This is a genomic window from Pseudomonas putida, assembly GCF_026625125.1.
GTDB classification, from domain to species: Bacteria; Pseudomonadota; Gammaproteobacteria; order Pseudomonadales; family Pseudomonadaceae; genus Aquipseudomonas; species Aquipseudomonas putida_X.
This window is the reverse complement of the sequence record NZ_CP113097.1, coordinates 5,489,329-5,502,170: the sequence shown is the minus strand read 5'-3', so window position 1 is coordinate 5,502,170 and position 12,842 is coordinate 5,489,329. Positions and strand designations below refer to the sequence as shown.

Sequence of the window (12,842 nt, the reverse complement as noted above, 5' to 3'; positions counted from 1 at the left end):
GGCAGTGCATATTGTTATTGAGGGCGGCCTCTGCGGACCGTGTGAATACGCTACGCTGGCGGCAGGGTGGAAAATCGCACCCTGGCGACCAACATTTGCACGGAAGCGACCACCTGCGACGTGGAGCACGCAATGCCGCAACTGATCCATTTCCTGCTGCTGCCGGGGTTCTCGGCCATGGGCTTCATCAGTGCCCTGGAGCCGCTGCGCGTGGCCAACCGGTTCAAAGGGCCTTCGTACCGCTGGCGTGTGTTGAGCCTGGATGGCGGCGCAGTGGCGGCCAGTAACGGCATGTCGGTGAATGCCGATGGTGCGCTGGGGGAAGGGGAGGCGGGTGCAATACTGTTGATCGTCGCCGGCTTCGAGCCGTTGCGGTGTTACGGCCCGGCGCTGCAGCAGGCGTTGCGCCGCCTCGATCACGAAGGCGCGATTCTCGGCGGCATCGATACCGGCCCCGTGGTGCTCGCCGAAGCGGGCCTGCTCGACGGCCACCGCGCTACGTTGCATTGGGAAGCACTGGACGCCTTCAAAGAGCGCTACCCTCGCTTGCATGCGACCCAGGAGCTGTTCGAGATCGACCGCCGGCGCATCACGTGCGCGGGCGGCACCGCCTCCATCGACCTGATGCTCGACCTGATTGCCCAAGCGCATGGCAGTGAGCTGGCGGTGCAGGTGTCCGAGCAGTTCGTACTCGGGCGAATCCGCCCGCGCCAGGACCACCAGCGCATGCAGATCGCAAGCCGCTATGGCATCAGCAACAAGAAGCTGGTGAAGGTGATCGGGGAGATGGAGCGCAATACCGAGCAGCCACTCAATACCCAGGTGCTGGCCGATGCGGTGCAGGTGACGCGGCGGCAGCTGGAGCGGTTGTTCCGCTTGCACCTGGATGACACGCCGAGTGGGTTTTATCTGCGTTTGCGGTTGGACAAGGCGCGGCAGCTGTTGCGCCAGACTGACATGAGCGTGTTGGAGGTGGCGGTGGCGTGTGGGTTCGAATCGGCTTCGTACTTCACCCGTTGCTACCGGGCACGGTACGAACGTTGCCCAAGGGAAGACCGGCTTATCAGGGCGGTTTGACTACACCTGCGTGATGCCGTGGAAGGATCATCTTCGACAGGTGCGCGAATGGGGGGGCAGCAGGGCACACAGGAGCCCCGATCAATTTTCCGCCAGGGGGGTGGAGACTGATCGGGAGCGCTCAAGCACGAGGCTTGAGCAAAACCAGGCTTGGCGTTTGCAGCCTCTGGACGCACTAGCGAGAAAGCAGGGCATGATCAGCAGCATAGGGTTCCTATGGCGTTGATCGTTCACGCACGCGTGCCTGATCAATCCTCAGGGGCTGGTTCATCACTGTTTTGCGAGCCCAGGCTGCGCAAATACTCCGATCGCTCATCGCTACGCTGCGCAATACAGCTATTCCAGGCTATCTGGAACGCCTTGCTACCCGCTCGCTCACCGTGGGTTTCGATTTTGCAATCGGCATCGCGCAATTGAGCCCAGACCTTTCTGGCAGCCTCAATCTGCGACTGCAGGCCGGCGTCATCACCATACTGATCGAGCATCCGCTGCACCATGTCGTCATAGGCCGAGTTCAGTTCACGTTCGGCGGTCTGCTTGTTGAATTCCGCGCAGGCGAACGTCTGCTGGTCGGTGTCGACATTGTCGCAAGGCGTGCTTTCTTCCTCACCGGCCTGGGCCCCGCTCATGAAGGCCAGCAGCACCAGCCATGCCATTGATTTCATCCGTTTCTCCTCAACAGGCTGTTGAATCGCCGAGATTCTCGCTCAGGCGCAGGCTCGGCGATAGCTCCCCGGGCAAATGTTCATGCAACGGCCGAAAGGGTCGTTATCGAGACTGTCTCGCATCCCCTGACGGCGTCCCAGACCCGCCATGTCGCGCATTGACGCTTTCGGCAAACCCCCTGTCGTTTTTGCATCGGGGCGCCCGCGGACACAGGCATATGCTGGCCCCAAAGCGCCGGCACAACGTTCGGTGCGAACCCACTCAATAAAAGGGGACAGCCTGATGAGCCCAGCCGAGCTTCACGCCGACAGCATCGTCATCGACGGTTTGATCATCGCCAAGTGGAACCGCGAACTGTTCGAGGATATGCGCAAAGGCGGGCTGACCGCAGCCAACTGCACGGTGTCGGTCTGGGAAGGCTTCAAGGCCACCGTCGACAACATCGCTGCGAGCCAGAAGCTTATCCGCGACAACAGCGACCTGGTGATGCCGGTGCGCACCACCGCCGACATCCGCAAGGCCAAGGAACTGGGCAAGACCGGGATCCTCTTCGGCTTCCAGAATGCTCACGCCTTCGAGGACCAGATCGCCTACGTGGATGTGTTCAAGCAGCTGGGCGTGGGCATCGTGCAGATGTGCTACAACACCCAGAACCTGGTCGGTACAGGCTGCTACGAGCGTGATGGCGGGCTGTCGGGTTTCGGTCGCGAAATCGTCGCCGAGATGAATCGCGTGGGCATCATGTGCGACCTGTCCCACGTTGGCTCCAAGACCTCCGAAGAGGTCATCCTGGAGTCGAAAAAGCCAGTCTGCTACTCCCACTGCCTGCCCTCGGGCCTCAAGGAGCACCCGCGCAACAAGTCGGACGCGGAGCTCAAGTTCATCGCCGACCATGGCGGTTTTGTCGGCGTGACCATGTTCGCGCCGTTCCTGGCCAAGGGCATCGACTCCACCATCGACGACTACGCCGAAGCCATCGAGTACACCATGAACATCGTCGGTGAAGACGCCATCGGTATCGGCACCGACTTCACCCAGGGCCACGGCCAGGACTTCTTCGAGTACCTGACCCACGACAAGGGTTACGCCCGCCGCCTGACCAATTTCGGCAAGATCATCAACCCGCTGGGCATCCGCACCGTCGGCGAGTTCCCCAACCTCACCGAGACCTTGCTCAAGCGCGGCCACTCCGAGCGTGTGGTGCGCAAGATCATGGGCGAGAACTGGGTAAATGTCCTCAAGGACGTCTGGGGCGAGTAAGCCGCTCTCCAAGCCTCAAGGCCCCGGCCAGCAACGTCGGGGCAATCACACAAAATTTTTATGGAGTTGAGTTTCCATGGCCAAGATCGCCCCGCAATTGCCAATCGAAGTCGACAGCGAAACCGGTGTCTGGACCAGCGACGCCCTGCCGATGCTGTATGTACCGCGCCATTTCTTCGTCAACAACCACATGGGTATCGAGGAAGTGCTGGGCGCCGACGCCTACGCCGAGATCCTCTACAAAGCTGGCTACAAGTCCGCCTGGCACTGGTGTGAAAAAGAAGCCGAGTGCCATGGCCTGGAAGGCGTGGCGGTGTTCGAGCACTACATGAAGCGCCTGTCCCAGCGTGGCTGGGGCCTGTTCGAAATCCAGGACATCGACCTGGACAAAGGCACCTGCAGCGTCAAGCTCAAGCACTCGGCGTTCGTGTACGTGTATGGCAAGTGCGGCCGCAAGGTCGACTACATGTTCACCGGCTGGTTCGCCGGCGCAATGGACCAGATTCTCGCTGCCCGTGGCAGCGCGATCCGCACCGTGGCCGAGCAGGTCTACGGCGGGTCGGAAGAAGGCCACGAAGATGGCCTGTTCGTTACAAAGCCGTTGTAAGCCGGAGATAGCGTCATGGCATTCGAAGCAATGTTCCAGCCGATCCAGATCGGCAAACTGACCATCCGCAACCGCGTGCTCAGCACCGCGCACGCCGAGGTCTACGCCACTGACGGCGGCATGACGACCGACCGCTATGTGAAGTATTACGAAGAAAAGGCCAAGGGCGGCATCGGCCTGGCGATCTGCGGCGGCTCGTCGGTGGTGGCCATCGACAGCCCGCAGGAATGGTGGTCATCGGTCAACCTGTCGACCGACCGCATCATCCCGCACTTCCAGAACCTGGCCGACGCCATGCACAAGCATGGCGCCAAGATCATGATCCAGATTACCCACATGGGGCGCCGCTCGCGCTGGGACGGTTTCAACTGGCCGACCCTGATGTCGCCTTCCGGCATCCGTGAGCCCGTGCACCGCGCCACCTGCAAGACCATCGAGGTAGAAGAGATCTGGCGGGTTATCGGCAACTACGCGCAAGCTGCGCGGCGCGCAAAAGAGGGCGGCCTGGACGGTGTCGAATTGTCCGCTGTGCACCAGCACATGATCGACCAGTTCTGGAGCCCGCGGGTCAACAAACGTACTGACGAGTGGGGCGGCACCTTCGAAGGCCGCATGAAGTTCGGCCTGGAAGTGCTCAAGGCGGTGCGCGCCGAAGTCGGCGATGACTTCTGCGTGGGCATGCGTATCTGTGGTGACGAGTTCCACCCCGATGGCCTCAGCCACGAGGACATGAAGCAGATCGCCGCCTACTACGACGCTACCGGCATGATCGACTTCATCGGCGTGGTCGGCTCGGGTTGCGATACCCACAACACCCTGGCCAACGTCATCCCCAACATGAGCTACCCGCCAGAGCCGTTCCTGCACCTGGCAGCCGGCATCAAGGAAGTGGTCAAGGTCCCGGTGCTGCACGCGCAGAACATCAAAGACCCGAACCAGGCCACGCGCATCCTCGAAGGCGGCTACGTGGACATGGTCGGCATGACCCGTGCGCACATCGCTGACCCGCACCTGATCGCCAAGATCAAGATGGGGCAGATCGACCAGATCAAGCAGTGCGTCGGTGCCAACTATTGCATCGACCGGCAGTACCAGGGCCTGGATGTGCTGTGCATCCAGAACGCTGCGACCTCCCGTGAATACATGGGCGTGCCGCACATCATCGAGAAGACCACCGGCGTCAAGCGCAAGGTGGTGGTAGTCGGTGCCGGCCCGGCCGGTATGGAGGCAGCCCGCGTGGCAGCCGAACGCGGCCACGACGTGACCCTGTTCGAGAAGAAGGACCAGATCGGCGGGCAGATCACCATCGCCGCCAAGGCGCCGCAGCGTGACCAGATTGCCGGTATCACCCGCTGGTACCAGTTGGAGCTGGCGCGCCTGAAGGTCGACCTGCGGCTGGGCACTGCCGCTGATGTGGCCACCATCGAGGACCTGCGCCCGGACGTGATCGTGCTGGCAGTAGGCGGGCACTCGTTCCTGGAGCAGAACGAGCACTGGGGCGCTGCCGAAGGCTTGGTGGTCAGCAGCTGGGACGTGCTCGACGGCAAGGTCGCGCCGGGCAAGAACGTGCTGGTGTACGACACCATCTGCGAATTCACCGGTATGTCGGTGGCCGACTTCATCGCCGACAAGGGCAGCCAGGTCGAAATCGTCACCGACGACATCAAGCCGGGCGTGGCCATGGGCGGCACGACCTTCCCGACCTACTACCGCAGCATGTACCCCAAAGAAGTGATCATGACCGGCGACATGATGCTGGAAAAGGTCTACCGCGAAGGCGACAAGCTGGTGGCGGTGCTGGAGAACGAATACACCGGCGCCAAGGAAGAACGCGTGGTCGACCAAGTGGTGGTCGAGAACGGTGTGCGTCCTGACGAAGCACTGTACTACGCGCTCAAGGAAGGCTCGCGCAACAAGGGCCAGATCGATGTGGAGGCGCTGTTCGCCATCAAGCCACAGCCGATCCTCAGCCAGCCGGGCGAAGGTTACCTGCTGTACCGCATCGGCGACTGCGTGGCCCAGCGCAACGTGCATGCGGCGATCTACGACGCCTTGCGGCTGTGCAAGGATTTCTGAAGCAGCGGCAAGCTTCAAGCGGCAAGCTGCAAGAAGAAGCCATCGTTGTCGCCTTCGCTTGCAACTGAAGTCTTGAGAGTTGCTTGGGAATGACTCTGTAACGCAGAGGTGATCTGCAAGGTACAAGCGGTAGGCAGAAGCTCCCCGGGCTTCTGCTTGCAGCTTGCGGCTTGCAGCTTGCAGCTGAAAAAGGTGCCTGCCATGTTGAACACCCTATTACCCATCCTGCTGTTCGCTGCCCTTGGCCTGGCGGTGCTCGGCGCCCTGCGCCGGGTGCGCATGTGGCGGCGTGGCCGAGCCTCCAAGGTCGATCTTCTCGGCGGCCTGCTGGCCATGCCGCGCCGCTACCTCGTGGACCTGCACCACGTGGTCGAGCGCGACAAGTACATGTCCAAGACCCACGTGGCCACTGCGGGCGGCTTTGTGCTGTCGGCGGTGCTGGCAATCCTGGTGCACGGCTTTGGCCTGCAGAGCAAGATCCTTGGCTACGCCTTGCTGGTGGCCACCGTGATCATGTTCACCGGTGCCATCTTCGTCTTCAAACGCCGGCTCAACCCGCCATCGCGCCTGTCCAAAGGCCCGTGGATGCGCCTGCCGAAAAGCCTGCTGGTGTTCGCCGCAAGCTTCTTCATTGCTACCTTGCCGGTAGCCGGCATTCTGCCGGCCAACACGGGCGGCTGGGTGATGGTCGCGATACTTGGCCTGGGCGTGCTGTGGGGCGTGTCGGAGCTGTTCTTCGGCATGACCTGGGGCGGCCCGATGAAACACGCCTTCGCCGGGGCCCTGCACCTGGCTTGGCACCGCCGCGCCGAACGCTTTGGCGGTGGCCGTTCGACCGGCCTGAAACCGCTGGACCTGGAAGACCGCAATGCCCCGCTGGGCGTGGAAAAGCCGGTGGACTTCACCTGGAACCAGCTGCTGGGTTTCGACGCCTGTGTGCAATGCGGCAAATGTGAGGCGATGTGCCCGGCGTTCGCCGCCGGCCAGCCGCTTAACCCGAAAAAACTCATTCAGGACATGGTCATCGGCCTGGCCGGTGGCACCGATGCCACGTTCGCCGGCAGCCCGTACCCTGGCAAGCCGATCGGTGAACACGGCGGTAATCCACACCAACCGATCGTCAATGGCCTGGTCGACGCCGACACCCTGTGGTCGTGCACCACCTGCCGTGCCTGCGTCGAGGAATGCCCGATGATGATCGAGCACGTCGATGCCATCGTCGACATGCGCCGCCACCTCACCCTGGAAAAGGGCGCGACCCCGAACAAGGGCGCCGAGGTGCTGGATAACCTGATCGCTACCGACAACCCGGGCGGCTTTGCCCCTGGGGGCCGGATGAACTGGGCGGCAGACCTGAACCTGAACCTGCTGTCTGACGTGAAAACCACCGAAGTGCTGTTCTGGGTGGGTGACGGCGCGTTCGACATGCGCAACCAGCGCACCCTGCGCTCGTTCGTCAAAGTACTCAAGGCCTCGGGCGTGGACTTCGCCGTGCTCGGCCTGGAAGAACGTGACAGCGGCGACGTGGCGCGCCGCCTGGGTGACGAAGCGACCTTCCAGCAACTGGCCAAACGCAATATCCAGACCCTGGCCAAGTACAAGTTCCAGCGCATCGTCACCTGCGATCCGCACAGCTTCCATGTGCTGAATAACGAGTACGGCGCACTGGGCGGCGACTACCAGGTGCAGCACCACAGCACCTACATCGCCGAGCTGATCGCAGCCGGGAAGCTCAACCTCGGGCAGCACAAGGGCGGCAGCGTCACCTATCACGACCCATGCTACCTGGGCCGCTACAACGGCGAATACGAGGCCCCGCGCCAAGTGTTGCAGGCGCTGGGCATCGAAGTGCGCGAAATGCAGCGCTCGGGGTTCCGTTCCCGCTGCTGTGGCGGTGGTGGCGGTGCGCCGATCACCGACATCCCGGGTAAGCAGCGTATCCCCGACATGCGCATGGATGACATCCGAGAGACCCAGGCTGAACTGGTGGCGGTCGGCTGCCCACAGTGCACTGCGATGCTCGAAGGGGTGGTCGAACCGCGCCCACAGATCAAGGACCTCGCCGAGTTGGTAGCCGATGTGCTGATCGAAGAGGAAACGCCCGCGGCCCCAAAGTCGCTAACGGTTGAACGTGAACCTGCGGAGGTGCACTGATGAGCGACATCATCCGCCGCGACCCACGCGCCGAGTGGATCGCCCGTAACCGCCTGCACCCGCTGCATGCAGCGCTGCAGACGCAACAGACTCGCTGGATGGGGCCCAGTGGCCTCACGCGCAAAAACCCGCATGCCATCGCCGCCGGTTTCATCGGCCCCAATGGCCTCAAGCGTATCGACCGCAGCGGTGCCCAACAGGGCACCGGGGGCGGCGGGCGGCGTAGCGCGCCGGCCGAAGTGCAATTGCCGCTGCATCAGGTTGCAGCGCCTGCGTTCTACATCGCCGTGGTGCCCGACATGGTCGGTGGCCGCCTGAGCAGCCACGACCGCGACTTGCTCGGCTTGGCCCATAGCCTGGCCGGCAGCGATGGCGCGGTGTTGGCCGTGGTGTTTGGCGAGCACAAGGAAAGCACGTTTTCCACAGCCGGGGTCGATCGCCTGCTGGTTATGGAAGGTGAGGCGTTCGAAGGCTATGCACCTGAGCAACTGGTGCAAGGGCTGCGGGCTGTGGATAACCAGTTCACGCCACGCCACTGGCTGTTGCCCGATAGCCGCACCGGTGGTGGCGAAGTGGGCCGGCGCTTCGCTGCCGCCGTGGGCGAGCGCCCGGCGACGCGGGTTTGGCAGGTCAAGGACGGCCAGTGCATCGGCCGTGCCGGCGCGGGCCAGCAGGACCTGCAACGCGCCATGCCACGGTTGATCCTGGCTGCGGCGGAATGTGCCGAACCTGTCAGCGAAACCCGTCATGAAGCGCTGCCAGTGGAGTTGTCCACAAGCGTTGCACGCAGCCTGTCGCGTATCGAGGACCTCGGCTCGGTGGCCGTGGACCCGGCCACCATTGCCATGGCCGAATCCGAGTTCATCGTTTCGGGCGGTAATGGCGTCAAAGACTGGGACCTGTACCACAAGGCGACCGCAGCCCTCGGCGCTACCGAAGGCGCCTCGCGCGTGGCAGTGGACGACGGCTTCATGCCGCGTAACCGCCAGGTGGGTGCTACCGGTACCTGGGTCACCGCACGGGTCTACGTGGCGGTGGGTATCTCGGGCGCGATCCAGCATCTGCAGGGTATCGGCGCTTGCGACAAGGTGGTGGCGATCAACATGGACCCGGGCTGCGACATGATCAAACGGGCCGACCTGTCGGTGATTGGCGACAGCTCGGCGATTCTCAAGGCACTGATCGAGGCTGTGGACAACTACCGCAGCGGCGGCCAGCGCGACGCGGCATAAGGGCACGAGCATGAGTACGAAAGTGATCAGCCTGGTTTCCATCGGGGCCCACCCTAGCTCCGGCCGGGCCCGGCGCGCTGAGCAGGATGCGCGCGCGGTGGAACTGGGTTTGCAGCTGGCTGGGGATAACTTGCAGGTGGTGCATGCTGGCGACCCACAGGAGGAAGCATTGCGCGCCTACCTGGGCATGGGCCTGGATCACCTGGATGTGCTGGAGCAGCCCGCCGGAGCCGATGTGCTGGGCGTGCTGGGCGATTACCTGCGCGACGCCGGGGCACAGCTGGTGCTGACCGGCAGCCAGGCCGAGACGGGTGAGGGCTCGGGCATGTTGCCCTTCCTGTTGGCCGAAAAGCTTGGCTGGCCATTGATCGTGGGGCTGGCCGAGGTGGAGTCGATTGAAAACGGCACCGCCCAGGTATTGCAGGCGCTGCCGCGTGGTCAGCGGCGCCGGCTGAAAGTGCGCCTGCCGTTGCTGGCGACTGTGGATAACGCCGCGCCCAAGCCGCGCCAGAGCGCATTCGGGCCGGCGCGCCGGGGTGTGCTGGCGGCGCGCAATGTGGCGATCGTCGAGGATGATCTGCTGGCCGAGGCCGAGTTGCAGCCGGCACGGCCACGGCCCAAGCGGCTTAAGGTGATCAAGGCCAAAAGCGGCGCCGACCGGATGAAGGCGGCGACCGCCAAGGCCAGTGGCGGTGGCGGCAAGGTGCTGAAGGATGTTTCGCCACAGGAAGGCGCCGAGGCCATCCTCAAGCTGCTGGTGGAAGAGGGCGTGCTGCGCTGAAGCCCTACAGGCTCGCCGCCAAGGCCGCCCTCACGCTGTGGGGGCGGGCTTGCCCCGCGCACACAGGCGCACCCGGTGCCATGCACCGCGGCTGCTTCGCAGGGCAACCCCGCTCCCCCAACTTCTGATCTGCTGCATGCACCTTCTGCCTGTGCATAAGTCCATCCTGTTCCCCACTCCACCGCTGGCTTTGGCGAAACTGGCCCAACCATCGGGTGCAACTCTTTTTTTGCTCACGGAATCTGTTCGCCAAGGTGTGGATAAAGTGTTGGTGCATGGCTGGAGGCTATACATATAGGGGCTTACAGAACTTTGATCATAAATTGATCAGGTCTTAGCCGGGTTAATCAGACGCTGATAGCCTATCTCCGGGTGGTTTTGCCCACAATCGCTGTTGGCGGATCTGTGGATAAGCTGTCCGGTACTACTTGGAAGCCGCGGAGGCCGTGGCTTGTGAGGAATTGATTACAAAATGATCAAATGGCGGCGTGTGTCTCCTGATCCATGATTATCAGGGCCTTGAATCGCTTATCCACAGAAACGAAGCTGCATGCCGCTTTTTGCTCACAAACTCTGTTGGTGTCTCTGTGGACAAGGTGTATGAAGATCGCTGTAGCCCAGAAAGCGTGGGGCCTTGATAGGATTGGTTGAATAGTGACCAGTTGCCGGCCTGTCATTTTTGCCAGTACGCAAATACAACGTCCCTCATTATCCTGACCACACGTTCTGTGAATTGTGGATAACCATGAAGACATTACTGCTAAGCGTCGACCGCCAGCGCTCTGTATTGGGTAGGGGGGGGCACGAGGCGCTCGCTTATTCGCCTTATGGCGCCTCAGGTACCGCACTGATACCAGGGCTGGGTTTCTGTGGTCAGCGCCCGGATCCGCTCACAGGCTGTTATGCCCTGGGCAATGGTCGCCGCTTCTACAGTCCGAGCCTGAGGCGGTTTATCAGCGCTGACCCGCTAAGCCCGTTCGGCAAGGGAGGTATCCATGCATACGCCTATTGTGGCGGCGATCCCGTGAATCGCCATGACCCAAGCGGGGCGTTCTGGGGCGTCGTGTTCAGAGCCATTGGCGTGGCGTCCAGCGGTGCTACGTTGTTGGGCTCGTTGGCGCGTACGGCCAGGAATGTAGTGGGGCGCAGGGTGGCTTTCCGGGCCAGGCATAACGCTGCGCAAGCTAGCGAGCCCGGGCGCTCCGTAGGCCATCAGGAGCTGCCTCAGCTATCCAGAATCTCGAATCAGCAGTTTTTCCTGACTGGGAGCGCTGGGGTCGCTGGGCAGTTGACGGCTGCGATCAGTGGGGTAACGCCTGCCTTCCAGACAGCGACAGATGTGTTTAGCGTGGTGAATTCAGTCACCAACCTGAGCGGCGGTTTGACAGGTAACTTTGCTGCAGCCCGTGAGGTGGTGAGTTACTTGAGAGTAAACCCATTTGAAATTCCCAGTGTCGCTCTGGAGACTTTCATGGATGTGACGATGGTGGACGAAATGTTCGCTACCGTGGGCCGGGGGCTTTCAGCAGCAGCGGAAAGGATTTCAGCAGCAGCGGAAAGCATAAGGTCAATGCGCCCAACCCCGCACAGCGTCACCGTGTAGCGTCAGGCCCTGGTGTCCAAGCGTCGGCCGACGCGCTCCTACTCGTCAGGCGAGTGGAGCGCGTCGGCTAACGCTGAATACTCACTGCGCCTTCACCTCTTTCAGGTAGGGGGCAGGCTCTGCGCCCAAATTGGCCAATACGCGGTCGCTGTACCAGTCAATGAAGTTCACCACACCGAACTCGTAAGTCTTCGAGTAAGGCCCCGGCTGATACGCCGTCGAGTTGATACCGCGCTGGTTTTCTTCGGCCAGGCGGCGGTCCTGGTCGTTGGTGGCGTCCCACACCTTGCGCATGCGCTCAGGGTCGTAGTCCACGCCTTCCACGGCATCCTTGTGCACCAGCCACTTGGTGGTGACCATGGTCTCCTGGGCGCTGATCGGCCACACGGTGAACACGATCATGTGGTCGCCCATGCAGTGGTTCCACGAGTGTGGCAGGTGCAGGATGCGCATCGAGCCCAGGTCTGGGTTCTTGATGCGGCCCATCAGTTTCTGGCACGCCTGTTTACCGTCCATGGTCATCGACACGGTGCCCTTGAGCAGCGGCATGCGCACGATGCGGTTACGCAGGCCATGGCTCTTGTGCAGGTACGGGATCTTCTCGGCTTCCCAAGCGGCGGCGGAGGCCGCCACGTGGTCCTTGAATTCCTGGCTGGCGCGCGGGTCGTTGGTGTCGTCCCACTCCAGCAGGGTTTGCAGCAACTCCGGGTGCGAGCCGGAGCAGTGGTAGCACTCGCGGTTGTTTTCCAGCACCAGCTTCCAGTTGGCCTTTTCCATCAAGGTGGTTTGCACTGCCACCTTGGTGTTCTCCATGTCATACGGTTCCATGTAGTGGTCCAGGGTGGCCAGGAACTCGTCGATCGCAGGTGGGTTTTCCGCCAGGCTGATGAAGATGTAGCCACCGGCGACTTTTACGTTCACAGGCTTGAGGCCGTACTCTTTCATGTCGAAGTCGGCGCCCATTTCAGTACCTGCGAACAGCAGGCGGCCATCCAGTTCATACGTCCACTGGTGGTAATGGCAGACCAGCTTTGCCACTTTGCCTTTCTCGTTGACGCACAGGCGTGAGCCACGATGGCGGCAGACGTTGTGGAAGGCATGCACCTTACCTTCGCTGCCGCGCACCACGATGATCGGGTTCTTGCCGATCTGCAGGGTGATGTAGTTGCCCTTGGCCGGGATTTCGCACGTCATGCCGGCAATCAGCCATTCCTTGTGGAAGATCTCCTGCATGTCGATCTGGAACAGACGCTCGTCGGTGTAGAACGGCTGGGGCAGCGAGTAGGTGCGCTCGCGGGTCTGCAGCATCTCGGCGGTGGCCTTGCGTGCAGCTTCCAGTGGATCGCCCAGGCTCAGGGTTGCGGTGACGTCCATCGTGTAATCCTC

The 12,842-nt window shown here is 62.3% G+C and carries 11 protein-coding genes and 1 pseudogene; 9 read left to right on the top strand and 3 right to left on the bottom strand.

The window, feature by feature from the left end; genetic code table 11:
* Positions 1 to 132: 132 nt before the first annotated feature.
* Positions 133 to 1,077 (top strand): GlxA family transcriptional regulator, encoded by a 945-nt coding sequence (locus tag OSW16_RS25355; protein ID WP_267819363.1) that lies wholly within the window; start codon positions 133 to 135, stop codon positions 1,075 to 1,077.
* Between the two features lie 248 nt (positions 1,078 to 1,325).
* Here the strand turns inward: OSW16_RS25355 and OSW16_RS25350 are convergent, their stop codons facing one another.
* Positions 1,326 to 1,742: a lysozyme inhibitor LprI family protein gene (locus tag OSW16_RS25350; RefSeq protein WP_267819361.1), complete on the bottom strand. Its 417-nt coding sequence runs from the start codon at positions 1,740 to 1,742 to the stop codon at positions 1,326 to 1,328.
* Between the two features lie 283 nt (positions 1,743 to 2,025).
* Between OSW16_RS25350 and OSW16_RS25345 the strand changes: the two genes are divergently transcribed.
* From OSW16_RS25345 to dgcA, 3 genes are all read left to right on the top strand, one after another.
* On the top strand, positions 2,026 to 3,003 hold the full coding sequence (locus OSW16_RS25345; RefSeq protein ID WP_016392223.1) for a dipeptidase: 978 nt from the start codon (positions 2,026 to 2,028) through the stop codon (positions 3,001 to 3,003).
* A gap of 76 nt (positions 3,004 to 3,079) precedes the next feature.
* Positions 3,080 to 3,610, top strand: a complete 531-nt coding sequence (locus OSW16_RS25340; RefSeq protein ID WP_267819358.1) for a DUF5943 domain-containing protein — start codon at positions 3,080 to 3,082, stop codon at positions 3,608 to 3,610.
* 15 nt (positions 3,611 to 3,625) lie between these two features.
* Entirely contained in the window at positions 3,626 to 5,686 is a 2,061-nt protein-coding gene (gene dgcA / locus OSW16_RS25335) for a dimethylglycine demethylation protein DgcA (RefSeq protein ID WP_267819356.1), read from the top strand.
* Positions 5,687 to 5,700: 14 nt separating this feature from the next.
* Here dgcA and OSW16_RS25330 read toward each other — a convergent pair whose 3' ends face one another.
* Entirely contained in the window at positions 5,701 to 5,889 is a 189-nt protein-coding gene (locus OSW16_RS25330) for a hypothetical protein (RefSeq protein WP_267819354.1), read from the bottom strand.
* On the opposite strand from OSW16_RS25330, the gene dgcB reads away from it, so the two are divergent.
* The 5 genes and pseudogenes from dgcB (at position 5,888) to OSW16_RS27270 (ending at position 11,456) form a co-directional block, all read left to right on the top strand.
* Positions 5,888 to 7,840 (top strand): dimethylglycine demethylation protein DgcB, encoded by a 1,953-nt coding sequence (gene dgcB, locus OSW16_RS25325; RefSeq protein ID WP_267819352.1) that lies wholly within the window; start codon positions 5,888 to 5,890, stop codon positions 7,838 to 7,840. The two genes, OSW16_RS25330 and dgcB, sit on opposite strands and share 2 nt — an antisense overlap.
* Entirely contained in the window at positions 7,840 to 9,072 is a 1,233-nt protein-coding gene (locus OSW16_RS25320) for an electron transfer flavoprotein subunit alpha/FixB family protein (protein WP_267819350.1), read from the top strand. Before dgcB ends, OSW16_RS25320 begins: the two co-directional genes overlap by 1 nt.
* 10 nt (positions 9,073 to 9,082) lie before the next feature.
* Positions 9,083 to 9,853: an electron transfer flavoprotein subunit beta gene (locus tag OSW16_RS25315; RefSeq protein ID WP_019096849.1), complete on the top strand. Its 771-nt coding sequence runs from the start codon at positions 9,083 to 9,085 to the stop codon at positions 9,851 to 9,853.
* 745 nt (positions 9,854 to 10,598) lie between these two features.
* A pseudogene (locus OSW16_RS27275) lies at positions 10,599 to 10,841 on the top strand (RHS repeat-associated core domain-containing protein); the annotation flags it as partial.
* A 363-nt stretch (positions 10,842 to 11,204) separates the two neighbouring features.
* Complete coding sequence (locus OSW16_RS27270; protein WP_267824175.1) at positions 11,205 to 11,456, top strand: hypothetical protein; 252 nt, start codon at positions 11,205 to 11,207, stop codon at positions 11,454 to 11,456.
* An 81-nt stretch (positions 11,457 to 11,537) separates the two neighbouring features.
* On the opposite strand, the gene gbcA is transcribed toward OSW16_RS27270, so the two are convergent.
* Positions 11,538 to 12,830 carry a glycine-betaine demethylase subunit GbcA gene (gene gbcA, locus OSW16_RS25300; RefSeq protein ID WP_241805609.1) on the bottom strand — a complete coding sequence of 431 codons (1,293 nt, stop codon included), beginning with the start codon at positions 12,828 to 12,830 and terminating at the stop codon, positions 11,538 to 11,540.
* Positions 12,831 to 12,842 lie beyond the last annotated feature (12 nt).